Annotated in this window: 15 protein-coding genes; 7 read left to right on the top strand and 8 right to left on the bottom strand. The window is 65.4% G+C overall.

What is annotated here, in order from left to right; translation table 11 throughout:
- Positions 1-19: 19 nt before the first annotated feature.
- The 4 genes from ISN75_RS22690 to ISN75_RS22705 all read right to left on the bottom strand — a co-directional run bounded on the left by ISN75_RS22690 (position 20) and on the right by ISN75_RS22705 (position 5,471).
- A complete protein-coding gene (locus ISN75_RS22690; protein ID WP_343820386.1) occupies positions 20-1,312 on the bottom strand; it encodes a histidine-type phosphatase in 1,293 nt (430 codons plus the stop codon).
- On the bottom strand, positions 1,309-3,798 hold the full coding sequence (locus tag ISN75_RS22695) for a TonB-dependent receptor (RefSeq protein ID WP_343820385.1): 2,490 nt from the start codon (positions 3,796-3,798) through the stop codon (positions 1,309-1,311). Before ISN75_RS22695 ends, ISN75_RS22690 begins: the two co-directional genes overlap by 4 nt.
- Positions 3,799-3,919: 121 nt before the next feature.
- A complete protein-coding gene (locus ISN75_RS22700; RefSeq protein ID WP_343820383.1) occupies positions 3,920-4,963 on the bottom strand; it encodes a FecR family protein in 1,044 nt (347 codons plus the stop codon).
- A complete protein-coding gene (locus ISN75_RS22705; RefSeq protein ID WP_343203559.1) occupies positions 4,956-5,471 on the bottom strand; it encodes an RNA polymerase sigma factor in 516 nt (171 codons plus the stop codon). The genes ISN75_RS22700 and ISN75_RS22705 overlap by 8 nt, the downstream gene beginning before the upstream one ends.
- Positions 5,472-5,963: 492 nt before the next feature.
- Between ISN75_RS22705 and glnA the strand changes: the two genes are divergently transcribed.
- Positions 5,964-7,373 (top strand): type I glutamate--ammonia ligase, encoded by a 1,410-nt coding sequence (gene glnA / locus ISN75_RS22710; protein WP_167252810.1) that lies wholly within the window; start codon positions 5,964-5,966, stop codon positions 7,371-7,373.
- 55 nt (positions 7,374-7,428) lie between these two features.
- Here glnA and ISN75_RS22715 read toward each other — a convergent pair whose 3' ends face one another.
- Positions 7,429-8,628: an MFS transporter gene (locus tag ISN75_RS22715; RefSeq protein WP_168648859.1), complete on the bottom strand. Its 1,200-nt coding sequence runs from the start codon at positions 8,626-8,628 to the stop codon at positions 7,429-7,431.
- A gap of 104 nt (positions 8,629-8,732) precedes the next feature.
- Between ISN75_RS22715 and ISN75_RS22720 the strand changes: the two genes are divergently transcribed.
- The 6 genes from ISN75_RS22720 to ISN75_RS22745 all read left to right on the top strand — a co-directional run bounded on the left by ISN75_RS22720 (position 8,733) and on the right by ISN75_RS22745 (position 20,231).
- Complete coding sequence (locus tag ISN75_RS22720; protein WP_343820381.1) at positions 8,733-9,725, top strand: AraC family transcriptional regulator; 993 nt, start codon at positions 8,733-8,735, stop codon at positions 9,723-9,725.
- Entirely contained in the window at positions 9,722-10,417 is a 696-nt protein-coding gene (locus tag ISN75_RS22725; RefSeq protein ID WP_343820380.1) for a glutamine amidotransferase, read from the top strand. Before ISN75_RS22720 ends, ISN75_RS22725 begins: the two co-directional genes overlap by 4 nt.
- 131 nt (positions 10,418-10,548) lie before the next feature.
- Positions 10,549-12,762, top strand: coding sequence for a beta-glucosidase family protein (locus ISN75_RS22730; RefSeq protein ID WP_343820379.1), 2,214 nt, complete (start codon positions 10,549-10,551; stop codon positions 12,760-12,762).
- A gap of 427 nt (positions 12,763-13,189) precedes the next feature.
- Positions 13,190-19,009 carry a hypothetical protein gene (locus tag ISN75_RS22735; protein WP_343820377.1) on the top strand — a complete coding sequence of 1,940 codons (5,820 nt, stop codon included), beginning with the start codon at positions 13,190-13,192 and terminating at the stop codon, positions 19,007-19,009.
- An 11-nt stretch (positions 19,010-19,020) separates the two neighbouring features.
- Positions 19,021-19,914, top strand: a complete 894-nt coding sequence (locus ISN75_RS22740) for an RHS repeat domain-containing protein (RefSeq protein WP_167252804.1) — start codon at positions 19,021-19,023, stop codon at positions 19,912-19,914.
- Between the two features lie 32 nt (positions 19,915-19,946).
- The gene (locus ISN75_RS22745) at positions 19,947-20,231 is read left to right on the top strand and encodes a hypothetical protein (RefSeq protein WP_167252803.1); all 285 of its coding nucleotides are present in this window, start codon (positions 19,947-19,949) and stop codon (positions 20,229-20,231) included.
- Positions 20,232-20,463: 232 nt separating this feature from the next.
- Here ISN75_RS22745 and ISN75_RS22750 read toward each other — a convergent pair whose 3' ends face one another.
- From ISN75_RS22750 to ISN75_RS22760, 3 genes are all read right to left on the bottom strand, one after another.
- The gene (locus ISN75_RS22750) at positions 20,464-20,778 is read right to left on the bottom strand and encodes a hypothetical protein (RefSeq protein WP_343820374.1); all 315 of its coding nucleotides are present in this window, start codon (positions 20,776-20,778) and stop codon (positions 20,464-20,466) included.
- A gap of 526 nt (positions 20,779-21,304) precedes the next feature.
- A complete protein-coding gene (locus tag ISN75_RS22755) occupies positions 21,305-24,076 on the bottom strand; it encodes a TonB-dependent receptor (protein WP_343820372.1) in 2,772 nt (923 codons plus the stop codon).
- A gap of 235 nt (positions 24,077-24,311) precedes the next feature.
- Complete coding sequence (locus ISN75_RS22760) at positions 24,312-26,126, bottom strand: GGDEF domain-containing protein (protein WP_343820370.1); 1,815 nt, start codon at positions 26,124-26,126, stop codon at positions 24,312-24,314.
- Between the last annotated feature and the right edge of the window lie 4 nt (positions 26,127-26,130).

Below are 26,130 nucleotides of genomic sequence, written 5' to 3' on the forward strand. Positions count from 1 at the left end.
TTGGGGCACGCTCATGCCGCTACTTGCTGACCGCCGGTTCATGCGGAGCTTCTTGCGATACCGCCGGCCAGGCACGCATCGGCGGCAGGGCGGGATCGATGCGCGTGGCATCCATGCGCGTGCGCAACCAGCGCGAGACCTTGTCCAGCGGACATCGGTCGGTGGCGGGGCAGGGTGCGAGCCTCAGCGCCTTGCGCACCAGCGCATCCGGCGCGGCATAGTCGGCGCTGCGCAAACTTGCGAGCGTGGGCATCGCGGTGGATACGCTCACGCTGTACTTGCCATGCGTCTGCCATAGATCGAACACCAGTGCGCCACCGGGCGGATAGTCGTCCGGATGCGCGGCGTCGTGCCAATCGGCATCGAGCAGGCCGGCGAGCTGCGCGAGATTGGTGTCGTGGCCGACCACCAGCACGGCGCGCGTGGACGCTGCCGTCAGCGGCGCGATCGGCGTCTTCTCGCCGGCGGCCTGCTGCAGGCTGGCCAGCACGTGCGCCAGCAGGTTGGAACCACCGCGCGCCGCGGCCGGCATGGCCTTCTTGCTCAGCGCGAACTGCAGGTTGTGCAAGGTGACGAGACGGCCGATGGTCGCTTCGTCGCCCTGGCCCCAGGCTACGTTCGCGGCGGGGAAACCTTGCGCGTACTCCAGCATCAGGTTTTCGCTGAGGCTGCCGGCGGTCTTCAGCGCCTTGGCGCGTTCGCCGTCGCCGTTCGCGTCGAGCAGCGTCTTGCGGCCATCCGCATGCGCCTTGGCCAGGCAGGCCGAACCTTCGCAGCCGAGCAGCACGCGCTGCAGCTGCGCCAGTTCGGCCGGCGGCCAGGCCGCGGGCAAGGCGGGCTTGTCGTCGTCGTCCTTGTCGTCGTCCTTGGCGCCGAAATGGAACAGCGGGTTGTTCCGGTCGGTGGGCAGGGCGAGATACGTGGGTTGGCAATCCGCCGCCAATCCCTGCGCCAGCGCCGCGCCGCTGGCGTGATTGCGCGGCGTGCTGTCGGCAATCACCACCACGTCGTTCACGCGGTCGCAGGCGCCGGACCACAGTCCATCCGCCGCGAACAGGCGGCGATAGCTTTCGCCCAGCGCGCGCATGCCTTCGCTGCCATGCGGCGTGAGCTGCCCCGGTGCGACCGGCCACGCGGTCCACGGCCTGCTGGCATAAGGCGCCAGCGCCTCCGGCGCCTTGGTCGGCGCACGCACGCCATGGCGCAGCACCACCACGCGCAGGCGCAGCGTGGCCTCGCCGGCCTGCGCCAGCAGCGGCGCGCACAGCGCCGCGCCGAGCAGGGCCGCGCGAACGAAGGCGCGCGCCCTCACAGCTTCACCGACAGGTCGAGGAACACGCCGCGGCCCGGCAGCCCGAAGTACAGCGGCGTGCCGCTGACCGACTGCGTGCCCGCATAGCCGGCCAGCTTGTGCACATTGAACAGGTTGTTGACGTCCACGCTCACCGAATAACCCTTGCCGCCCCAGGGACCATGATCGCCGCGGAAACCGAAGGCCGCATCCCAGGACATATAGCCGGCCAGGCGCGCGCCGTTGGCGAAGACGTCCTTGCCGCTGGCGTCGGTGGCGTTGTCCAGGCCGTACTGGTGGCCCACGAACTTGCCCATCAAGGAACCGAACCAGCCCTGCCGGCTGCTGTAGAGCAGGCCCAGCGCTGCCGTCACCTTCGGCGTGGCGGCGACCTGCACGCTGCTGCCCTTGTAGGTGGCCTTGTTGTAGCTGGCGTTGCCGTACAGGCTGAGCGTGGGCGTCAGCGCATAGGTCGCTTCCGCCTCGGCGCCCTGGTAGACCGCGCCGCCGCCATTGACGTAGGCGCTCTCGTTGCCGCTGGCGGTCTTCACCTCGGTCTGCGCGATCAGGTTCTTGAAGTCGATGTAGTACAGGTTGGCGCCGAAGGTGAGTCCGCGCGTCGCATATGCCGTGCCCACCTGATAGTTGGTGGTCAGTTCCGGAGCCAGCGCGCGCGTGCCGTTCAATTCGATCACGTCGATCGGCGGCGCCAGGAAGCCGCGGGCCACCTGCGCATACGCGCTCCACTCGTCGCTCAGGCGGTCGTGCAGGCTGAGCGAGGGCAGGGTCGCGCTGTAGGTGGCCTCGGCGTGCGCGGGCACCGGCGGCGAGATCTTGTTGAGCGTGGCATCGAGGCTGCGCGTGACGGAGGAGTAGCGCAGGCCCGGGCTCAGCGTGAGCTGGTCGGTGAGGCGCCAGTCGTACTGCACGAAGGGCTGCGCGGTGTCGGTGCGGTCCTTCAACTGATAGTTGTAGACGGGGCCGTACTTGGTGCCGCTGCGCTGGCCGGTCGTCATGTCCAGCGGCACCTGGTAGCGCTGATCGAGATTGCGTTCCAGCCACACGCCGGTCTGCAAGCTGCCCGGACCCAGCTCGCGGCCCAGGCGCAGCACGTCGCCGAAGGCGCGGAAGCCGTTGTCGGCCTGCTTGCCCGGCACGTCGGTGGCGGACTTGCCCACCTTCTTGCCCTTGGCGTCGTAGAAGGTCACGCCGTTGTCGGCCGCATGGTTGTCGGTAGCGTCGCTGGTCTTGAGCGACCAGTGGTCGAAGCTGTTGTAGTAGACCTTGTTGTCCACGTCCCACTCGCCCAGCCGCGTGACCAGGCCGACATAGGTGAAGCTGGAGTAGTACGCGGCCCGGTTGTAGCCCTGGTACGACTGCAGGCGCGGGTCGTCGCGCAGGCCATAGCGCCAGCCGTACTGCGCGATCTCGCCCAGCGTCGCGCCCTGCACCGTGTTCTGGTGTTCCTGGTTGTAGCTGGTGACGAAGGTGAGCGTAGTGGCGGCGCCGAGGTCGCTCACCGTCTTGATGAAGGCGTGCTCGCGGCGGTCGTCGGTGCCCTTGAGATAGGTGTCGCTGGCTTCCTTGGAGAGATCGGCGAACAGCCTGGTGTGCGCGCCGATCTGCTCGTCCGCGGCGACGCCGCCGGCGCGCGTGTTCCAGCTGCCCACAGTGAGGTAGGGCGTGATGCCGGGCACGTCGCTCGGGTCGCGCGAACGCAGGCCCACCGTGCCGCCGAACGTCGCATTGCCGATGGTGGAGCCGCCGCCGGGGCCGCGGTCGATCTCGGCCTGGCCCAGCACGTGGTTATTGAAGTAGGCCGAGGTGGTGTGGTGCAGGTCGCTGGCGTCGCCGAACGGAATGCCGTCGAAGGTGATGTTGAACTGGCCGTCCTGGAAGCCGCGGATGCTGATGCCTTCGTTCTTGCCCAGGCCCGGGCCTTCCGGCGAGGTGACGGTGACGCTGGGCGCGTACTTGATGATGTCGTCGAAGTTGGAGTTGAAGCGCAGGCCGTCGCGGATAAAGCGCTCGTCGATCACCGAGGTCGGCTGCACGGCATCCAGCGGCGCGGCGCTCGGCGCCAGCGTATCCACCGCGTTGGCGTGCACGCTGATCGGCGCCAGTTCGCGCGTGGCGTTGTCAGTGTCCACCGGCGGCAGGCCGCGCGACGCCGTCGCGTCCGCGGCCGGTGCGTTTCCCGCGCGCGCGGCCGGCACGATGGTCACCGTGGTGGGTGTGACGAAGCGGTAATCCAGGCCGGTGCCGGCCAGCAGCTGGCGCAGCTGCTCGCGCGGTTCGCCGGCGGCGGCACCGCGGCTTTTCACGCTTTCGGCGACGTCGGCCGCATACACCAGCTGCAAGCCGCTGCGGCTGGCGACCAGGTCCAGCGCCTGGGCCAGCGGCATCGGTGCGATCGCCGGCGCGGCGGTGTGATCCTGCGCATGCAGGGCAAGGGAGAGCGTGCCGCCGAGCAGCAGCGCGATATGGAGGGCGAGCGTCTTGCGCATGGAGCGAGCCTTGGGGCGAGAGGGAGAACAAAGGCGGCGAAGCGCACACGCATCGCCGCCGCATGATCTCTACGAGTGCCCCGCGCGCCCGTCGGGTACCGCCGATTCGATGAATTTTTTCTTACAGCTTGCGTGTAATGCGGATGTCATCCGCGCCGCGCTGCACACGTACGCCAGGCAGGGTGCCCAGGTAGGCCACGAAAGCTTCCGGGTCGCGCGCATGGAAACGGCCGCTGATGCGCGTGGCGGCCAGCGCCGCATCGTCGATATGCAGCGGCGTGCCGCCGTAGATCGCGAAACGCCGCGCCACTTCGGCCACGGTGCTGTGTTCGAAATGGATGTCCGCGGGCAGCCAGGCGGTGTGCTGCGCCAGGTCCGCGCGGCGCTCCAGCGCGGCCAGGCGGCCGCCTGCCACTTCCGCGTACTGGCCCGCGCGCAGGTCGGCCAGCGCTTCCGCTTGCGTGGCGGCGGGCTCGCCCGTCCAGATGCGGACCTCGCCGCTCACCACCGCGACGCTGGCGCCGTCCGCGCGGCGATGCGCGTCGAACACCGTGCCGACGTCCTCCAGCACCTGCTCGCCCACGCCCACGCGCAGCGGCCGCGCCGGGTCCCTGCCCACGTCGAACAGCGCGCCGCCGCGCAGCAGTTCGAAGCGGCGTTGCGCCTGGTCGTAGCGCACCGCCACCGCGCTGGCGCGGTCCAGCTGCAGCAGGGTGCCGTCGTCCAGCGCGACGTCGCGTACCTCGCCGGCGGAGGTATAGACGTCCATCGGCGCCGGTGCCTCGTGCAGGAAGGCCGCGCCGCCGATCAAGGCAACGGCCACGGCGGCGATGGCCTGCTGCCACCATGGCGTGCCGGCGCGGCGCACCGGTGCGGCGGAAGGCGCACGCGGCAGCAGCGGACGCAGCTGCACCACCGCACGCTCGGTGGCGGCGAGGTCGGCCAGCTCGGCGGTATCCAGGGCATCGAGCGCGGCGGCGGCGCCCAGGTCGCCGTGCAGGCGCGCCATGCCGATGTACTCGGATACATGCAGCGGCGACTGCCGCAGCCAGGCGAGGAAACGCGCGCGCTGCGCGGCATCCAGCCCTTCGCGCTGGTCCAGGTACCACTCGGCCGCCTGCTCGGCGGCGCGGCGCAGCAGGCGCGGGTCGATGGCGTCAGTCATAGCGCGCCATCCCGACGCGGCACGCGGCCAGCGCCTTGACGATGTATTTCTTGACCATGTTCGAGGAGACGCCCAGGCGCTCGCCGATCTCGCGGTAGCCCAGTTCGTCGCGGTAATGCATCACCAGCACCGCGCGGCAACGCGGGGTGAGGCGGGCGATCAGTTCGCCGAGCCGTCGGCGGCGCAGCTCGCGGTCCACGCCGGCGGCGGCCTCGCAGGGCGTGGCCAGGCGTTCCAGCACGTCTTCCAGCGCATCGCCGTTGACCGGCGCGCGCTGGCGCAGGGCGGCGTGCTCGCGCAGCAGGTTGGAGGCGATGGTGAACAGGTAGGCCTCGGGATTGCGGATGTCCTGCGCCCCGTGCCGGTCCGCGCGCAGCAGGCGCAGGTAGACCTCCTGCACCAGGTCCTGCGCATCCCAGGCATGCGCGGTGCGCCTGAGGAAATAGCGGTTGAGGGTGTCGCGCTGTTCCTCGAACAGGCGCGACAGCCCGGCGGCGGGGTCGGTCACGGGCGCTCGCGGCGCGGAGTGTGGACGCGGGACGCTAGTGCGTGGGAGTGACGATTGTGTGACGACGCGCAAGGCCGAACTCTTCTCCCCGCTGGGGAGAAGATGCCGGCAGGCAGATGAGGGGCCCGGGGCTCGCCAAAACGTGGCGACGGGGCGGGGCTCGCTTACTACTGTCCCTCCTTCATCGCTCCGCCCGCCCCCTCACCCCGGCCCTCTCCCCGAAGGGGAGAGGGGGTGGCTGCGCGGGCCCGGAGGGTCACGTGCCCGAATGAGGGATGACGGGCTAGGATGGCGGGCGTTGTTCGCGGGCGATGGATGAAGCGCATTGTTGGTGCAAAATCGCGATTGATTTAGCGCCTTAAAGGTGCAAAGCGACCATCGCCATTCACGCAATCCTTACGCAAGTAACTGATCCGGCTTGGCTCCTTCCGCTGGCATGGAGCTTGCCAAAGAGCAAGTTGTTTCCACGTCCCCATCTATTCGAGGTTCGTCATGTCCGCCCAGAAAGTGCTCGACCTGATCCAGGAACACGACGTCGAGTTCGTCGACCTGCGTTTCGCCGACATGCTCGGCAAGCATCACCACGTCACGTTCCCGGCGCACACCATCGACGAGTCGACCTTCGAGGACGGCAAGATGTTCGACGGTTCCTCGATCGCCGGCTGGAAGGGCATCAACGAGTCGGACATGATCCTGCTGCCCGACCCGGACACCGCTTACCTCGACCCGTTCAGCGGCCACACCCAGCTGGTCCTGCACTGCGACGTGCTGGAGCCCAGCACCATGCAGGCCTACGGCCGCGACCCGCGCTCGATCGCCAAGCGCGGCGAGGCGTTCCTGAAGTCCACCGGCATCGCCGACACCGCCTTCTTCGGTCCGGAGCCGGAATTCTTCATCTTCGATTCCGTGCGCTGGCAGAACGACATGGGCCGCGTGTTCTACGAAATCGGCTCCGAAGAAGCCGCCTGGTCGTCGCGCTACAAGTACGAGGACAACAACACCGGCCACCGTCCGGGCGTGAAGGGCGGCTACTTCCCGGTCAGCCCGGTGGATTCGCTCGGCGACCTGCGCGCCGACATGTGCAAGGTGCTGGAGTCGCTGGGCCAGGTGGTGGAAGTGCACCACCATGAAGTGGCCAATGCCGGCCAGTGCGAGATCGGCGTGAAGTTCAACACGCTGGTGCAGAAGGCCGACGAACTGATGACCATGAAGTACGTCATCAAGAACGTGGCGCACCAGAACGGCAAGACCGCCACCTTCATGCCCAAGCCGATCGTCGGCGACAACGGCAGCGGCATGCACGTGCACCAGTCGCTGGCGAAGGACGGCAAGAACCTGTTCGCCGGCGACCTGTACGGCGGCCTGAGCCAGACGGCGCTGTGGTACATCGGCGGCATCTTCAAGCACGCCAAGGCGATCAACGCCTTCGCCAACTCCACCACCAACAGCTACAAGCGCCTGGTGCCGGGCTTCGAAGCGCCGGTGATGCTGGCGTACTCCGCGCGCAACCGCTCGGCGAGCTGCCGCATCCCGTACGTGTCCAACCCGAAGGGCCGCCGCATCGAAGTGCGCTTCCCCGACCCGATGAACTCCGGCTACCTGGTGTTCACCGCGCTGATGATGGCCGGCCTCGACGGCATCATCAACAAGATCGACCCGGGCGCGCCGGCCGACAAGGACCTGTACGACCTGCCGCCGGAAGAAGAGAAGAACATCCCGCAGGTGTGCTCCAGCCTCGACCAGGCGCTGGACGCGCTGGACAAGGACCGCGACTTCCTCAAGGCCGGTGGCGTGTTCACCGACGACTTCATCGACGCCTACATCGCGCTGAAGATGCAGGAAGTCACCCGCTACCGCGCCAGCACGCATCCGCTGGAGTTCCAGATGTACTACGCGCTCTGACCGGCGCAGAAATCTTTGCAGGCATGGAACGGGCGCTTCGGCGCCCGTTCTGTTTTCAGGACGCGGCGGTTGCCGTGGCGCGGAAGCGCATGACCACAATCGCCACCGCGCCGAACAGCACCACCGCGCTGCCCGCGAACACGCCGCGCGCACCGCCCGCGTCGAAGATCACGCCGCCGATCGCCGCGCCCAGGCTGATCGCCAGCTGCACCGCCGCCACGATCAGGCCGCCACCGCTTTCGGCCTGGTCCGGCACCGTGCGCGTGATCCAGGTGGACCACGCCACCGGCACGCCGCCGAAGGCCATGCCCCACAGCGCGATCAGCGCGGCGTGCGCCGCCGGCACGCGGCCCAGCGTGACCAGGCCGATGGCGATCAGGCCCATCAGCAGCGGCATGCCCAGCAGCATCGCGCGCAGGTTGCGTTCCAGCACCAGGCCGGCCAGCGAAGTGCCGACGAAGTTGGCGATGCCGAAGCCGAGCAGGATCGCGGACAAGCCGCCCACGCCGACGCCGGTGACGGTTTCCACAAACGGGCGCAGATAGGTGAAGAACGCGAAGTGGCCGGTGAACACCAGGGTGCAGGCGAGCATGCCGCGGCTCATGCCGGGGCGCTGCAGCACCTCGACCAGGGTGCGCAGGCGCGTGGTACCGGTGGGCGCCATCCGCGGCAGCGTCACCAGCTGCCACACCAGCGCGAGCAAGCCCAGCAGCACGGCCAGCAGGAACACGTTGCGCCAGCCGATCAGCGCGCCGAAGTAACTGCCCATCGGCGCCGCCGCGATGGTGGCCAGCGACACGCCGCTGAACATCAGCGACAGCGCGCGCGGCACCAGGTGCTCGGGCACCAGGCGCATGGCGGTGGCCGCCGACATGGTCCAGAAGCCGCCGATGGCGATGCCCAGCAGCACGCGGCCGGCCAGCACCGCGGCGAGGTTGGGCGCGTAGGCCACCAGCAGGTTGGAAACGATCAGCAGCACCGAGAACGACACCAGCACCCAGCGCCGGTCGATGTTCCGCGTGGCGGCCGAAATCAGCAGGCTGGTGATCATCGCCACCACCGCGGTGGCGGTTACCGCCTGGCCGGCCACGCCTTCGGTAATGCCCAGGCTGGCGGCCATCGGCGTCAGCAGGCTGGCCGGCAGGAATTCCGCCGTGACCAGGCCGAACACGCCCAGGGTGAGTGAGAACACCGCGCCCCAGGCGGGCTGTTCGCGCGTCTCGCCGCGGGTGGTCAACTGTATGCCTCCGTCCATCGTGCGTTCCGTTCTCGGGTATGGGGGAGGCACAGCGTAGGAAAGTACAGCCGGACGGTCTATGATGAAGAATCTTCCGATCTTGATCGATCGTCCGGATCGCCATGGACATCCAGCCTTCAACCATTCCTCACGACCTGGCCAGCGAACTGCTGCTGGGCATGCGCCTGGTCGGCGTGCAGTACCGCCGTATCGAGGTGTCGCCGCCGTTCGGGCTGGCCTTCGGCGAGGAGCCGGAGCGGGCGCAGTTCCATTTCGTGGCGCGCGGGCCGGTGTTCCTGCGCAGCCCCGGCGGCGTCATCCATCGGCTGGATACCAGCGCCGCGGTGCTGCTGCCGCGCGGCGGCGCGCACCAGTTGCTGTCGAGCGCGCAGCCGGAACAGCCGTGCAGGGACATCGCCACCCTCAGCGCCACCGAGCTGTGCCCGACCGTGCGTGGCTGCGCCGACGCCGGCGTCTGCCAGGGCGAGCGCACCCTGGTCTTCAGCGGCTGCATGGAATTCGATCTCGGCGGCATGCAATCGCTGGTCGCTGCGATGCCCGAGGTGATGCTGGTCGGCACCTTGCTGGACAGCAATCCGGAACTGCGCGCGATGCTCGACGCGATGGAGCGCGAATCGCTGGCGCCGCGCGCGGGTTCGGCCGGCATCCTGGCGCGGCTGGCCGACGTGGTATCGGCTTTTATCGTGCGCGGCTGGGTGGAGTGCGGCTGCGGCGACGCCAGCGGCTGGGTGGAAGCGCTGCGCGATCCGCGCCTGGGCAAGGTGCTGGTGGCGCTGCACCGCGACCCGGGCCGCCAGTGGACGGTGGCGGAACTGGCCGCGCAGATGGACAGCTCGCGCTCGGTGTTCGCCGAACGCTTTCTCGCCGTCACCGGCATGACCCCGCTGCGCTATCTCACCGAACTGCGCATGCGCCTTGCCGCGCAGTGGCTGGCGCGCGACCGCGAGCCGATCGAGAGCGTGGCCTACAAGCTGGGCTATGGTTCGCTGGCCGCCTTCAGCCGCGCCTTCAAGCGCGTGGTGGGCCGGCCGCCCGGCGCGCTGCGCGCGCATGCGCCGGGGGAATCCAGGAACGCCAAGGAGCCGACCGCATGACACGCACCGCCATCGCCATACGCCACGTGGCTTTCGAGGACCTTGGCCTGCTGGTGCCGATGCTGGCAGAGCGCGGCTATGCGGTGCGTTATCTGGAGGCGGGCGTCGATGCGATCGACGCCGGCGTGCTGGACGCGGCCGATCTGGTGGTGGTGCTGGGCGGGCCGATCGGTGTGTATGAAGTCGACCGCTATCCCTTTCTTGCCGGTGAGCGTGCGGCGATCGCCTCGCGGCTGGCCTTGCGTAAACCGACGCTTGGCATCTGCCTCGGCGCGCAGCTGATCGCGCAGGCGCTGGATGCGGAGGTGGTATCCACGGGAAAGGTGGAGATCGGTTTCGGTCCGCTCACGTTGACCGACGAAGGCCGCGCTTCCGTGCTCAAGGAGATCGGCACGGTGCCCGTGCTGCATTGGCACGGCGATCAGTTCGCGATCCCGGCCGGCGCGCAGCGCCTGGCGCAGACGCCGGGTTTTCCCCACCAGGCCTTCGCCATCGACCGGCACGTGCTCGGCCTGCAGTTCCATCTGGAAGTGGAAGCCACGCAGTTGGAGCGCTGGCTGATCGGGCATGCGCATGAGCTGGCCGCGCATCGGATCGATCCGAATTCGTTGCGTCGCGATGCAGCGACGCACGGCGCTGAACTCACCCATGCAGCACGCGGCATCTTCGCCGCCTGGCTCGACGGCCTGTGATGATTTCCGCCAATGTCTTGATGATTTTCCCCAGGGCAGCGGCAAGCTCGACGGACAACTAAGCGCCCGGCGTGCATACTCCGGCTCCTCGGCCATCGCACCGCGGCGATGCCATTGCGGAGGACTGAAGGATGAAACGCAAAGCCGGCAACGCACTGCGCTGCGCCATCGTGTTGGGACTGGCCGGCTGGATGGGCCTTGCCACGGCGCAGCAGGCGCCCGCCGCGCATCCATGGAGCGATGCGAAACTCTCGCCGGACCAGCGCGCCGACCTGCTGCTGAAGCAGCTCACGCAGGACGACAAGTTCCAGCTCATCCGCAGCTATTTCGCCGGCCCGCGCAAGCCGGAAGACAAACCGGCGCCGCCGGGCTACATCGGCTCCGCTGGCTATATCCCTGCGATCGAACGCTTAGGTATTCCCGCGATCCAGGAAAGCGATGCGGGCCTGGGCGTAGCCAGCTCCGAGCGCATGCGGCCCGGCGACTACGCCACGCCGCTGCCTGCCGGCCCCGTCACCGCCGCCACCTGGGATCCGAAAGCCGCCTTCCGCGGCGGCGCCATGATCGGCGGCGAAGCGCATGCCAAGGGCTTCAACGTGCTGCTGGCCGGCGGCACCAACCTGATGCGCGAGCCGCGCAACGGCCGCAACTTCGAATACGCCGGCGAAGACCCGCTGCTGGCCGGCACCATCGTCGGCGAAGCGATCCGCGGCATCGAAAGCCAGCACGTGGTGTCCACCATCAAGCACTTTGCCTTGAACGACCAAGAGACCGGGCGCACCACGGTGGACGTGCGCATCGGCGAGCAGGCCATGCGCGAATCCGACCTGCTGGCTTTCGAACTGGCGATCGAGCGCGGCAAGCCCGGTTCGGTGATGTGCTCGTACAACAAGCTCAATGGCGACTGGGCCTGCGAGAACGACTATCTGCTCAACCAGGTGCTGAAGCGCGACTGGAAGTATCCCGGCTTCGTGATGTCCGACTGGGGTGGCGTGCACAGCGCGGCGAAGGCGGTGAATGCGGGGCTGGATCAGGAATCGGCCGCCGAGATCTTCGACAAGCAGATCTACTTCGACGCACCGCTGCGCGACGCGCTGGCGAAGGGCGAGGTAAAGCAATCGCGCATCGACGATATGACGCGGCGCATCCTGCGCAGCTTCTTCGCGGCGGGCGTGTTCGAGCATCCGGCGAAGAAGGCCCCGATCGACGAGAAGGCCAACCTTGCCGTGGCGCGCGAGACGCTGGAGGCGGGCGCGGTGCTGCTGCGCAACCAGAACGGCTTGCTGCCGCTCGATGCCGCCAAGCTGGCATCGGTGGCGGTGATCGGCGCGCACGCCGACAAGGGCGTGCTGGCCGGCGGCGGTTCGTCGCTGGTGACGGCCAAGGGCGGCAATGCGGTGCCGGGTTTGAAGCCGACCGATTGGCCAGGCCCCGTGACGTACCACCCGTATGCGCCGCTGAAGGCGCTGCAGTCGATGGCGCCGCAGGCGAAGGTGCAGTTTGCTGGCGGTGAGGACGTTGCCGCCGCAGCGGCGCTGGCGGCGAAGTCGCAGGTGGCCGTGGTGTTCGTGCAGAAATGGGCGGGCGAAGATTTCGACGCGCGCGACCTGTCGCTGCCCGATGGCCAGGACGCCCTGGTCGCCGCGGTTGCCAAAGCCAACCCGCGCACCATCGTGGTGCTGGAGAACGGCAGCCCCGTCGCCATGCCGTGGCTGGAGCAGGCCGGCGCGGTGCTGGAGGTGTGGTATCCCGGCGGCGACGCGGGCAACGGCATTGCCAACATCCTCTCCGGCAAGGTCAATCCCTCCGGCCGCCTGCCGCTGAGCTGGCCACGCGATGTATCGCAGCTGCCCCGTCCGGAGCTGCCGGGTGCAGGCGGCGGTACGCCGCCGGAGAGCGTGGATTACGCGATCGAAGGTGCGAACGTCGGTTATCGCTGGTACCAGTCGAAGAACATCCAGCCGCTGTTCCCGTTCGGCTATGGGCTGTCGTACACCACGTTCGAACATGGTGGGCTGAAGGTGGATGCGAAGGATGGCAAGGTCACTGCCACGGTAACGGTACGCAACAGCGGCAAGCGTGCGGGTGCCGATGTGGCCCAGGTCTATGTGCAGGTGCCGGGGGCGAAGGTGCGGCGGCTTGCGGGGTTTGCCAAGGTGTTTCTGAAGCCGGGGGAGCAGCGGGTGTTGAGTATTCCGCTGGAGCGGAAGCTGCTGGCGGATTTCGATACGGTGAAGCATGGGTGGGTGGTGCGTGGGGGGGAGTATGTTGTGAGTGAGGGGCGGTCCTCCGCGGATTTGGGCGCACCGGTCGCGACCCAGCTCGCGGGCGATGGCACCAAATAACCAGCGACATGCGGACTGCCTGAATACGCCATGGGCATATTTATCCCGGAGATAACGCCTTTCGACCGCCGGAAGGCGTACCCGCACGAGGCTGCGCGGAAAATTTGAACCCCTCCATTCGGGACTCTTGACCGAATCAGCGCCGCGCTCGCCAAACCGAAATAAATTTCGTTGCGAAGCTTCTTGCGGTCTGCTACTAAATTGTCGCTGCCTCGTCACTCCCGTGAAGCGGCAAAGGGGAAAGGTCATCGCGTCACTCCGTCGTGCCTGAAAAGGTGCGCGATAGACCGTTGCGTCTTGTTGCAGCCATTGCGTCAAGGTGAAGGGGAAAGGGATGACGAGTCGCGATTGGCGAAAGCTGCGCCGCGTTCTGTTGGCTTTTGCTCTGGCTATTTGTTCGTTCCCGGCCTGGTCGCAATCAGCGGCAGTGAAGCCGGAGGACGAGTACAAGAAGAAGATCAAAGTCACTGAAGACATCCAGCCTCTCGGGGAAAACCCCTTTGGCGAAAGCGTCAGCCTGTACAACGGTTCGCTTTCCTTCATGCAGACGGACGTGAGCGCGGCAGGCATCGGGCCATTGCTGCAGCTCAGTCGCTCTTTCCATATCGCCGACGTCGATCCCACCTATTCCTATCAGGAATTCCTGAACAACACATTGGTGGACTGGGGCCTCGATGTTCCGCGCATCGAGACCCTATCGGCCAACTACAAGTGGAGCGACACCGGTGGCCAGCTCCATACGGGCTGGTTCTTTCGCGACAACGCGCAGCGATGCTCGATATTGGCCACCGCGCCAGACATTGTCGTTGACACCAAGGCCGGTTTCGAACCGGTGACTTACAGCAGTTCGGACTGGTGGCATGGCTATCAGATGATCATGCCGGGTAGTTCGCAAGATCTGATGAAGCGCGATGCAGGCAACACGCTCGCACCACAGATGACGGTGCCCGGCACCAGCAGCACATCCTTTCCTATCGTCACCAAGGATCATTGGTCGATCGGCTGTCTGGCACAGACTGCAAATGGGCAACCGGGAGAAGGCTTCTTCGCTGTCTCGCCCGACGGCACGAAATACTGGTTCGACTGGTTCGCATACAAGATCGGCGAATCGATGGTGAGGAATGGCGGCGGCTCGCTGCATCGGCAAGTCGATACGATGCTGGTATCGCGTATCGAGGACCGCTTCGGCAATAGCCTCAGCTATTCCTACGATGCGAACGGCAATCTGACCCAGATTCTCGGTAGCGATGGCCGCAAGCTCACACTCAGCTATGAAGTGTGGCAGCGGCCGGAGAAAGATCCGTTCGGCAATTACTATGCACCGCCTTCTTATCGTCTTCACTCGGCGACGCTGCAGCCAGATTCTCCGAACGCGCGAACCTGGAATTACTCATACAGCTCAGACCCGCATATTCCCAGGCTGACGGCGGTCACCCAGCCGGACGGATCCAACTGGTCGTTCAATCTTGGCGGGTTCCGTGCGCCCAGCCTGGACAACCTTGCCGGTAGTCCCGAGGTTGGCGGTTGCTTCAGCGTCAACGCATATACGGGGGCGTCCTCGCAAGGCAGCATCACGCATCCGTCGGGGCTCACCGGCACGTTCACCGTGATGAGCCGCGTGCGTGGGCGTTCGTATACACCCAATGTATGCATTCAGAGTCCTTCCGGTGATTTCACGCTGGTGCCCGATGCTTATGTGGTTGCCGCCCTGAGTCAGAAGAAATTCTCTGGCGCAGGCATGGCCGACCAGGTGTGGACCTACGGCTACTCGCCCGCGAATGAGAGCAAGATCGAAGATTGCTCGGCTGGCTGCGCATCGTCGGTATGGACAGACGTCACCGATCCGGCGGGTAAAGGGGTGCGCTACACCTTCAGCAACAAGTACGACTTCACTGATAGCCAGCTGCAGCGGACGGATTTCTATGCGCAGGGCATCGGATCCAACGTGCTGCGGTCGGAGGTGAACACGTATGCGACGTACTCCTCCGGGCCATGGCCCGTGCGCTTTGGCGATGACCCGCAACGGCGACTCAATGACGACCAGCTGGAAACGCAATCGCCGTTGAGCCGGCGAGACATCCAGCAGGATGGAGATACATATACCTGGCAGGCGATCAGCTTCAATGAATATGCCCAGGCCACCACGGTAAAGCGCTTCAACAGCTTCAGCAGTTTCAATATCGATCATCCCGTCCAGGAGCAGACCACCTACCTAAACGATCTCCCGCACTGGGTGCTGGGCCTGCCGGCGCAGGTGGACATCACCTACGACGGCAAGACCGAGACCACCGACAAGTACGACTACGACCCGGGCAGCGTGACGCTGTCGCAGCGCTATCGTTTCGGCCAGGCGGTGATGAGCTACACGTTCAACGCCCAGGGCCAGCTGGCGAGCTTTACCGACGGCAACCATCACACCACCACGCTCGGCAATTACAAGCGAGGTATCCCGCAGTCGATCGGTTATCCGGACAGCACCACGCAGAGCCTGGTGGTGGATGACTTCGGCCAGATCGCCAGTATCACCGACCAGGCGGGCAGCACCACCAGCTACGCCTACGACGCGATCGGGCGCATCCACCGCATCGACTACCCGTCCGGCGACGAAGTGGCCTGGCTGCCCAAGACCTTCGACTACACCTTCGTCGGCGCCGCGGAGCAGGGCGTGCCGGCAAATCACTGGCGGCGCACCAGCACCAAGGGTAGTGCGGTTACCACCACGTACTTCGACGCGATGCTGCGCCCGGTGCTGAGCCGCACGGCGATCGCCGGCACCAGCATCAATGCGCGCACGGACTACGACTGGAAGGGACAGAAGACCTTTGTGTCCTATCCGGTGAACGGCACGCCGGATCTCGGCACGATCACCGCGGGTACCACCAGCACCTACGACGCCCTGGGCCGCTTGACCCAGACCCAGCAGACTTCCGAGCTGGGCACGCTGACCGCGCTCACGGCGTATCTCTCCGGCGCGCGCAAGCAGGTCACCGATCCCAAGAACAACGTCACCATTACCAGCTATCAGGTGTTCGACCAGCCCGGCTACGACGCGGTGATCCAGGTGCAGGCGCCGGAAGGAATCAACCAGGCCATTACCCGCGACGTGTATGGCAACCCGCTGGCGATCCACCAGTGGGGCAGCGCCAACGGCTTCAGCAACGATGCCACCAAGACGCTGGCATACGACAGCTACCACCGTCTGTGCCGCACCTCGGAGCCTGAGAGCGGCAGCGAAGTGACGGCGTACGACGATGCCAACAATGTGGCGTGGACGGCCGCGGGCCTGAGCATCAGCGGCGATGGCTGCGGTACGGAGCAGGTGGCCGCTGCCGCCCGGACTACGCGCAGATACGACCCCATGAACCGCGTGTGGGAACTGGACCCGCCGGCCGGGACGCAGAACACCGTCTATTCCTACGATCTGCTGGGCAACGTGCAGACCGCCAACTCCGGCGTGACGTACTGGACCGGCTACCGCAACAAACTGGGCCTGCTCACCGGCGAGTCGCTGCAGGTGGCCGGCCAGGACCTGTGGCGCATGGGCTATGCCCACGATGCCTATGGCGCCATCAGCACCATCCAATACCCGGATGGCGAGGCCATCAGCTACGCGCCGGATGCATTGGGCCGGGCTACCCAGGTGGGCAGCTATGCCACCGGCGTGAGTTACTACCCGGATGGCGACGTGGCGTCCTTCACCTTCGGCAATGGCGATTCGTATGCGGTGCAGAAGAACGCGCGCCTGCTGCTGAGCAACTTCACCTATGGCAACGGCGGCACGCTGAAGCTCAGCGAGGACTATGCCTACGACAACAATGGCAACATCACCGTCATCAACGACCTGACCGACGGCACGCGTACGAAGAGCTTCGGCTACGACGCGCTGAACCGCCTGACCCAGGCGCAGGCCAGCCACTTGTGGGGCAGCGAGAGCTACGGCTACGACCCGCTCAACAACATCGCGAGCCGGATCAGCGGCGGCCAGACCTTCACCTACAACTACGACGGCAGCAAGCGCCTGGCCAGCATCACTCAGGGCGGCAGCAACGTCATCACGCTGGGCTACGACAACCGCGGCAACGTCAACAACCGCAACGGCGTGACGCTGAACTTCGACCAGAAGAACCAGCTCACCGATATCCCGGGCTACGACAGCTACCAGTACGACGCCTCCGGGCGGCGCGTGGTGAAGAACCCGACCAGTGGTACCGGCGCGACGTACTACTTCTACACGCAGGCGGGACAGCTCGTGTACGCCTTCGATGCGGGCACGTCCAAGGCCACCAACTATGTGTACCTGGGCAAGAAGCTGATCGCGCGCAACGAGTCGTTGAAGCTCAGCAATCCCGCCGGCATCAGTTTCAGCGCCAACCCCAATGCCGGCAACTACACGGTGAGCTGGACGGCCGTGCCTGGGGCGACGGGTTACAACCTGCAGGTGAGCGCCGATGGCGGCACGACCTGGAATGTCGCCGGCAGTGGCATGTTGACGACCACCAGCCTGGCCGTGATCAACCAGGATGGCGGCAGCTATCTGTACCGCGTGCAGGCCTGTGCCGCGAGCGGCTGCGTCGGCGGATGGACGGTCTCGCAGAACCTGGGCGTAACGCCGGCGGCGCCGGTGATCACGGTGCCGGGCAGCATCGTCAACGGCAACTACACAGTGAGCTGGACGGCGCCGATCTCGGCGACGAGCTACGACGTGCAGGAAGCAGTGAACGGCGGGGCGTGGACATCGATCGCCACCGGCACCACGGCCACCTCGATCAGCCGTCCGGGTACCAGCAGCGGCAGCTACACCTATCAGGTGCAGGCCAAGAACAGCTATGGCACCCGCGGCTGGGTGACGTCCAACGCAGTCACCGTCGACACCACCTACGGCGTGGTGCCGCCGGCACCGGCGAGCCTCACCGTGCCGGCTGCGAGCGCCGACGGCAACGTGAGCTTGAGCTGGGCGGCGGTCAGTCAGATCACGCATTACGTGGTGCAGCAGAGCAGCGACGGTGGCACCAATTGGAGCGGCATCTACGACGGCACCGCCACGACCACGTCGCTGAGCGGTCTGGCCAATGGCAGTTACCAGTACCGCGTCGAGGCCTGCAACGCCTACAACTGCAGCGCCTGGCAGAACGGCAGCAATGCCCTGGTGGTGACGCATCCGCCGACCGGCGTGCCAACGCTCACTGCCCCTGCCAACAGCACCAATGGCAGCTTCACCATCAGCTGGACGGCAGTGAGCACGGCCACCAGCTACACGCTGCAGGAGAGCGTCAACGGCGGCGGCACCTGGACGCAGGTGCAGGCCAACGGCAATACCAGCTGGCCGACCAGCGGCCGCGGCAACGGCAATTACAGCTATCGCGTGCAGGCCTGCAACGTGGGCGGTTGTGCGAGCGGATGGAGCAGTACGGGCACGACCACGGTGCTGTTGCCTCCACCTACGCCTACGGGAATTACCGTGCCGGCGACGAGCAACGGCCCCATTCCGGTCAGCTGGAATGCCAGCCCGACCGCAACGCGTTACGACCTGTATCAGAACATCAACAATGCCGGCTGGACGCTGGCGGCCAGCGTCTCTTCCACAAGCGTCACTGTGACGGCGACCACCTCCGGCACTTATCTGTTCTTCGTTGCCGCCTACAACGCCAGCGGCTGGAACGGCGCGGTCAATAACAGCTCCCAGGTCACCGTTACGATTCCGCCCAGCGCTGCACCGAACTTAAGCACGCCCGGAAGCAGCAGCACGGGCAGCTACACGGTGAGTTGGTCCGCCGTGAGCGGTGCGACCTCGTACAACCTGCAGGAGCAGTTGAACGGCGGCGGCTGGACGCAGGTGCAGGCCAGTGGCGCGAGCAGTTGGGGTGCGTCAGGTAGGGGCAATGGCACCTGGGGTTATCGAGTCCAGGGTTGCAACGCAGGCGGTTGCGGTCCGTGGAGCGCTACTGCCAATACGGTGGTCACGCTGATTCCGCCGACACCAACCGGTTTGACGCTCAGCACGTCGGGCGCAGTCAACAAGCCGGTCGTGCATGTGTCGTGGAATGCTTCGGCCGGAGCCACTGTTTACAACGTGGAGGAAACCCATCCTCAGGATGGCGTGTTCATTCTGTACAGCGGGCCGAATACGAATACGGGCTCCCAGATCACCGCCGATGGCAGCGTGAAGTTCCGTGTACAGGCTTGTAACTCATCGGGCTGCTCCGCTTGGAGCAGCTACGCCAGCGTGTGGCTTGCTTCGGGGGCGTGAGGGAAAAGCGCATGAAAAAAATCTGCCTGATGGCCGCACTATGGATATCGCTGAGTCTCTGCGCTCAAGCAACCACAGTCACGTATATCTATACAGATCCACAGGGCACCCCGTTGGCCGAAGCCGACGCCAGTGGAAATGTCACCGCGACATTCGACTACAGGCCTTATGGCTTGCAAGCACAGGGGGCACCTGCCAATGGGCCGGGCTACACAGGCCACGTAAGTGATCCCGATACGGGATTCATCTACATGCAGGCCCGATTTTATGACGCCTACTCTGGTCGGTTCCTGAGCGTGGATCCTCTCCCAACACAGCCGGGAAACAGCTACTCATTCAATAGGTATCTGTATGCGAACGGGAATCCGCTCCTGTATCTCGATCCGAATGGACGAGCGCCACAACAGTCGCCTCTCATTGAGCTGGACTGGTTTCATAAGTTTTTGAATAAGGCGGTCAACGATGACATCAAGACGCCATTGCGGCCGGCCTATGAAGCAGGCAGCGCGGTTTACGATCACGTGGATAGCGTTGTAGCCATCACCGTCTCAGTGGAGGGCGGTCATAACGTTGGTGGCGGTTACGAATTGAACGTGCTTCATCCGAAGCAGTCGACGGCAAGTCTTTATCCTGTAGCAGTTGGAAGAAATGTAAGCATTGATATCGCCCCCAAAGAGGGTTTCAAATTCAATCTTGTGCAGAATCCGCAGGAGACTACGCCAAAGGTGACGTACAGCGTGGAAGGAGGCGAGTTCCTTCATGGAGGCCTCAGTTTCACGCTGAATCCTGGTGGAACCCTTGAGGTCACCCCAAAAGTTGGACTTGGGGTTGGCACAATGGTTAAGGGGCCCGGGTACACTTTCGATATTTTCAAAGACAAGACCGATAACACGACGAGACAGTAAAATGCCTGGCTCAGATGAAAAGGCGCGGACGTATGGCATTCAAATTGGTGGCGCTCATCATGGCAATTTATATATTGTCGCAACATGCTTTCACCATATTTGTCGCCCGCAGGATGAGCAGGTATGACCCGAATTATTTTAAGGATGTGGACTTTTCGAGCCTGGGGATACGGTTGTCTTTCCGCTTGACAAGGATGCTGTTTGACCCTCACCTTCCGGCCGAAAATTATTCCGCGGGAATGAAAGGGCTTTTGTTGGCGGCAAGAATTGTTTATGCGGGCATAATTCCGCTATTTGTCGTGCTGATGACTATATAGCTCACGAATTGCACTTCTCGCTTATCATCATCACCTATCGAAACTCTCTCCGCTCCGGGGAGAAGATGCCGGCAGGCAGATGAGGGGCGCGTGCTTGCGGTGGTGTTTCTACGCAGGGAAGAAAAGCTTTGGCGCTTGTAATGGCCCTCTGCCTGTCGCTCCGCCCGGCCCCTCACCCCGGCCCTCTCCCCGGAGGGGAGAGGGGGATTGAGAGGGTGTGGCTAGGTATGTTCTAGGAAGCGTCGCGCTCGTCGTCGGTGATCGAGCACTCTTCACTTCGCACCTGAAATAGCTGCATGCGCAAATGCGCCTGCGTCGCGCAGCGCGTTCCCATTTCGATAAACGCCGCGATGCTTTCCAACATGACCCGCAGGCGCGGTGTATTCATACTGCCGTGTCCGTCACCCAATTCAGCCAGCAGTCGAATCGCATTGTGCGCGTAGTGCAGCCACTCGGTCGCATCGTTCAACAACGCATCCGGCCCCGCCTCCGGATCCGAAAAATAGTCCACGTGGCGTGTGATCCACGCTTCGCCAAAGATATCCATAAGCAACTCCTTGCCATGCGCCGCCCTCGCCCCGAGAACGGCACGCCGCCGGACAGCACGGCGTGCCGCGACCATACGGACTCGAGGCTGACCGACCACCTGGAACACAGGCGCCGGGCGGCTTGATTGATGAAATGGATGGCGGCTTCAGGTGCTTTCGCCGTTGCACGAGGCAACGCGCCGGGTTTCACGGCTAGGAATCATTACCTGCGAAAACTCTTAGGCCGCGGCTCTTCAACCGTGTCCGCGATGACGGCGGACAGCCCGATTAGTCGGCGGATGTGTCGCCCGGGGGATCGGTGAGCGTACGAGTGACGTATGATCTGGCACAGCCATGATCAACTCCTGCTTAGTTGGTGATGGTCAGCGGGTCAGGGGTGTTGGTCGCACCCTTGGCCCGCGCTCTCACGACATTGCTGCCATGGTTGCCCGCGCCGCGCATCGAAACCACAGCGCGGGCAACGAGAATCACGCTAGCAGAGCAACCCAAGGCTGTCTGTAGGGCGATTCTTAATTACGCGAAGTATCAGAACGAATACTTCGCCGTCAGCAGAGTAGTCATACCCGAATCCACCACATCGGAAATCGCCAGGCTGTTGCGGCCCACGTGCGACCAGTACGTGTAGTTCCTGGTGAGGTTCGAAATCGACAGATCCACCTGGAAGCCATGCGCAAACGCGTAGCCGGCATGCAGGTCGACGCGCGCCACCGGGCGGATCCACAGATTGTCCCAAGGCTGGTTCTGGCCGAAGTAATCGTAGGTCGACACGTACGAACCGGCGTAGTGATAGCTCAGATTCACCGAGAACCCGTTCTTCTCGTAGAACAGCTCCGCATTCGCCATGAGCTCCGGCGCGTTCTGGATGCGCTGGTGGTGGAAACCATCCAGGCCCAGATCCACCGACGTCCACTGCCGCGTGGCATTGAAGCCCACACCGAAACCATCGAACGGCGCCGGCATGTCCTGGAACTTCTGCCGCAGCGCCGTTTCCACGCCATAGACCTTGCCGTCGCCGCCGTTCTGCGGACGCACGTACTGGATCGAGCCGGCGTCGGTGGTGCCCGCATTCACCGGATTGCTGCCCGATTCGTAGATGTAGTTGGACAGGCTCTTGTAGAACAGCGCAGCCATCGCATGGCCGCCGTGCTGATTGCCCCATTCGCCGGAGAGGTCGAAGTTCAGCGACTTGATCGGCTTCAGGTTCGGGTTGCCCTCGGTAATCGTGGTCAGGCCGTCGGCCGACACGCTCACCTGCGAGCCGCCGCCCAGCTGGACGAAGGCCGGACGCGTATAGCTGGTCCAGATCGAGCCGCGGTACACCGCGTTGTCGCCGTCGCGGTAGTTGACGAACAGGCTCGGCAGCGGCTCGTCGTAGTGGGTGAAGTTGCGCGCGAAGTGGCCCGGCTGCTCGGTGCCGGCGTCGCGCGGCGTGCTCCAGAAGGTGTTGCGGATGTCGGTATGCTCGAAGCGCAGGCCGGGGATCACTTCCAGGTCGCCCCACTTGAAGCTGGCCATGGCGTAGGCGGCGCTCACCGTTTCGCGCGCGCGCTGGGTGTTGCAGTTCCAGTTGTTGATGTACAGGTTGCTGCAGGTGTCGAGGTTGGCGTCGGTCACGTTCGCGGCGATCAGGCGCTTGAGCGCGGCCTGGTCGATGGTGGGCACGTCATAGCCGTACACGCCGGGGAATACCGACGAATAGCCGCCGTCGATCAGGCCGAGCGAGCCGAAGCTGCGGCCGTCGGTGTACTTGGCGGTGGTCCAGTCGCGGTTGGTGAACTCGCGGTGGGCGTCGCTGTACTTCACGCCGAACTGCAGGCTGCGCAGCGCGCCGTCTTCGAAGTCGTAGCGCGCGTCGAACTTCGCGCCGCCCTTCTCCTGGCCGCTGTAGGACTTGGTCAACTGGCCCGAGCGGCGCGCATACAGGGTGGCCACGCTGTTGAGCTGCGCATTCATGGCCGGCGTCAGCATGGGGTAGGGCAGGTGGTCGGCGCCGTAGCTCATCACCGTGCCCGCGCCATAGGGGAAGTTGGCGGAGCTGTACTGGTCGTTGCGCGCGGAGATCTCCACGTGGTCCGGGCGGTCGTTGTCGCCGAAGCTGTAGAACAGGCTGGGCGACAGGGTCCAGCCGCCGAGGGTCTTGTCGCCGCCGACCTGGAAGGTGGCGAGGTCCGCCTTCTCCGGGTTGGTCTCGTACCAGAAGCGGGTGGCGATGCGGCCGATCACCGGCTGATACAGGCCGGTAGTGCCGATCGGCGCATAGCTGACATTGGCGGGGATGATCTGCAGATACGTGGTGTCCTGCTCGGTCTGCGCATAGCCGTAGGTGGCGCGCGCGTAGGCGGTGAGCGTGTCGTCCACCTTCCAGTCCAGCGACACGTTGCCGCCGTAGCGCTTGGTATGGCCGGAGGAGGTGCCGATGTTCATGCCGGTGCTGAGCAGGTTGCGCACGGGGTCGAAGCCCGGCGCGTTGTCGCCCTTGGCGGTGGTGCGCGCGAATTCCCAGGAACCGTCGTTCAAGGCGGACGAAGCGGCGGCCGCTTCGCTGTTCACGTAGTTGCGCTTGTCGTAATAGGCGCTGGCATAGATGCCGAACTGCTTTTCTTGCCCGAACTTGCTCTGGAACTCGCCGGCCAGGCCGCCGCCCAGGCCGTTGTCGCCGTAGTCGCGGGCGCGGCTTTCCATGCGGCCGCTGGCGGTGACGCTGCCGCTGGTCGGTGCGCTGAAATCGAAGGCGGTGGGCGTGCGGAAATCGATGGTGCCGCCGATCGCGTCGCCGTCCATATCGGCGGTGGAGGTCTTGTTCAATACGATGGTCTGCAGGCCCGAGGGCGGCAACAGGCTGAGCTGCACGCCGCGGCTGTAGGCCATGCCCTGGGCCACGTTCACGCCGTTGATCAGGTTGACGTTGTACTCGGCATTGAGGCCGCGCACCGAGGTGAACATGCCTTCGCCGCGCGAGGCGCCGTCGATGCCGCCGAAGTACGACTGCCCGGTATTGAACACGTTGACGCCGGGCAGCAGGCCCAGCGCCTCGGCCACGTTGTGCACGGCGGTGTACTTCAGGTCATCCGCCGACAGCACGTTGACCGTGTTCACCGCATCCATCTGCAGCTGGCTGGCGTCGTAGCGGTTGGCGGCCACGGTGATCTTGCCCAGCGTGGTGGCGGCGGCAGGGGCAGTGGTGCTGTCCTGCGGGGCGGCGGGTGCGTCGCCGGCGCAAGCCACGGTGGCAAAGCCAGCGGTGACGATGGCCGCCGCGATCGCGCGCGCCAGCAGGTGGTGTTTGGTCGAACGCATGCAGTACAACTCCGGAGTGGGGATAAAGCCCGGCCACGGGAGGTGGCCGAAGGGAAGCCGGCCAAACTAGAGAGCATGCGTGAAAATTCCGTGGCGCCCGGATGAAAAACCCACACCAAGCTGACGCGTCCAGACGTCTAAATGAAACATGCGCCGACGGCTTCGCGCGTCACACGCGCGACATAAAGGTCAGCAAAAATACCCTGGAAAGATCGATCTAAATTAACTTCGGCGGTCAGGCGACCCTGGCGTCGGGCGCGGCGTCGCCGTCGGCCACGACGCGATTGCGGCCACTGCGCTTGGCGCGGTACAGCGCTGCGTCCGCATCGCGGCACAGCGGCTGCATCGCATAGCCGGAAGTGGTAGTCACCGCCATGCCGATGCTGGCGGACAGCGCCACCACCTGGTCGCCGGCGCCCGCCGGCGTGGCCTCGATCGTGCGGCGCACGCGTTCGGCCAGCATCAGGCCCTGCTCGCGGCCGCAGTCCAGCAGCAGGATGCCGAACTCCTCGCCGCCGAGGCGGCCGAACAGGTCCGAGGAACGCAGCAGCGGCTGGCACAGCGAGACGACGTGCTTGAGCATGTCGTCGCCCACCGCGTGGCCGTGCGTGTCGTTGATCTGCTTGAAGTGATCGAGGTCGATGAACATCAGGCAGGCCGTGCCGTGCTTCTTGTCCAGCAAGTGCAACGCGCGGTCGGCGTCGGCGATGAAGGTCTGGTGGTTGAGGATGCCGGTGAGGCCATCCACGCAGGAGAGTTTCTTGAAGCGCAGCTGCGAGCGCTTGATGCGGAACAGCCAGAACACGATCGACACCAGCAGGAGCAGCAGCATGGCGATGTACAGGCGGCTGGTCTCCACCGCCTTGGTGTTCAAGGCCTGCTGCAGGCGCAGGATGCTGTTCTGCTTGGCCAGCGACTCGGTTTCCAGCCGCTGCACGTGCAGGTGCTGCTGGGCCATCTCGTAGGCCAGCGTGCGCGCGCTGACGTCGTTGAGATAGCCCTTGTCCTGCGCCGAATACTGTTCGTGGTAGGCCAGCGCGGCGGCCGCGTGGCCCTGGCGCTTCTCCACTTCGTACAACACTTGATAGGCCACCATCAGCCATTCGCTGATCTCGCCCTGGTGCGCCATGGCGATGGCGGCGAGGCCGGCTTTGCGCGCTTCGCCGTCGTTGCCCAGCATGGCCTGCGCCTGCGCGCGCTCGGCCTGCGCGGACAGCATGTGCGGATAGAAGCGATTGAGTTCGATGGTGGGCGCGACATGGTCGAGCAGGGCCATGGCCTTGGCCGGCTGCTTCTCGTCGATAAACAGGCTGCCCAGCACCAGGCGGATGCTGTTGGTCGCCACCGGCTGCTGCGCGTCGGTGCAGGCGTCGATGCCGGCCTGCACCTCGGGGCTGGCCGAATGCAGGCGCTTGCCGTTATACAGCGCGGCCACCAGCAGGTTGAGCGGCAGGCAGCGGTTCTCGCCGGACGGGATGGCTTCGTCCATCATCCGCGCGTACTTGATCGCCAGGTCGGTCTGGCCGGCCAGGTCGAGCATCTGCGAGAGATTCATCAGCACCAGGAACCGGGTCATCGGGTCCTTGATCGCCGGCAGCTCGGAAGCCAGCCGGTTGGCCAGGGTGAAGGCCTCTTCGTAGCGCTGGTTCCAGCCCAGGTTCATCAGCAGCAGCGAGGAAGCGCGCAGGCGGATCGCGTCGTCGCCCGCGTGCTCGATGATGTCGTGCAGTTCCTGTTCCGACTTGGCGTAGTTGCCCTGGAACATCACTTCCCACGCATCGAGATAGCGCAGGCGCCAGGCATCGCGCGGCGTCAGCGGCGGGGCCTCGCGGTGCAGGCGCGCCAGCATCTGCACGAAGCGCGGGTGGTCCTTGCGCTGCAGGTTCTCGGCCTGGTCGAGGAAGGCCGTGGCGTCGCCGATGGTGGACGCCGCGGCGGGTTCGGCCGCGATGGCGACGGGCACGTCGGCATGGCCGGGCTGCGCAAGCGCGCCCAAGGCCAGGACCGCGAGCGCGGTCCAGGTCTTCAGGCGGTCTGGCAGCCGGGCCATGGCG

It is taken from the genome of Dyella marensis, from assembly GCF_049532885.1.
In the GTDB taxonomy this organism is placed as follows: Bacteria; Pseudomonadota; Gammaproteobacteria; order Xanthomonadales; family Rhodanobacteraceae; genus Dyella_D; species Dyella_D marensis.

Coding starts and splice junctions, on each gene's coding strand:
- glnA (WP_167252810.1), top strand. CDS start 5,964: ATGTCCGCCCAGAAAGTGCTCGACCTGATCCAGGAACACGACGTCGAG.
- ISN75_RS22755 (WP_343820372.1), bottom strand. CDS start 24,076: ATGCGTTCGACCAAACACCACCTGCTGGCGCGCGCGATCGCGGCGGCC.
- ISN75_RS22700 (WP_343820383.1), bottom strand. CDS start 4,963: ATGACTGACGCCATCGACCCGCGCCTGCTGCGCCGCGCCGCCGAGCAG.
- ISN75_RS22745 (WP_167252803.1), top strand. CDS start 19,947: ATGGCATTCAAATTGGTGGCGCTCATCATGGCAATTTATATATTGTCG.
- ISN75_RS22760 (WP_343820370.1), bottom strand. CDS start 26,126: ATGGCCCGGCTGCCAGACCGCCTGAAGACCTGGACCGCGCTCGCGGTC.
- ISN75_RS22740 (WP_167252804.1), top strand. CDS start 19,021: ATGAAAAAAATCTGCCTGATGGCCGCACTATGGATATCGCTGAGTCTC.
- ISN75_RS22695 (WP_343820385.1), bottom strand. CDS start 3,798: ATGCGCAAGACGCTCGCCCTCCATATCGCGCTGCTGCTCGGCGGCACG.
- ISN75_RS22725 (WP_343820380.1), top strand. CDS start 9,722: ATGACACGCACCGCCATCGCCATACGCCACGTGGCTTTCGAGGACCTT.
- ISN75_RS22750 (WP_343820374.1), bottom strand. CDS start 20,778: ATGGATATCTTTGGCGAAGCGTGGATCACACGCCACGTGGACTATTTT.
- ISN75_RS22730 (WP_343820379.1), top strand. CDS start 10,549: ATGAAACGCAAAGCCGGCAACGCACTGCGCTGCGCCATCGTGTTGGGA.
- ISN75_RS22715 (WP_168648859.1), bottom strand. CDS start 8,628: ATGGACGGAGGCATACAGTTGACCACCCGCGGCGAGACGCGCGAACAG.
- ISN75_RS22720 (WP_343820381.1), top strand. CDS start 8,733: ATGGACATCCAGCCTTCAACCATTCCTCACGACCTGGCCAGCGAACTG.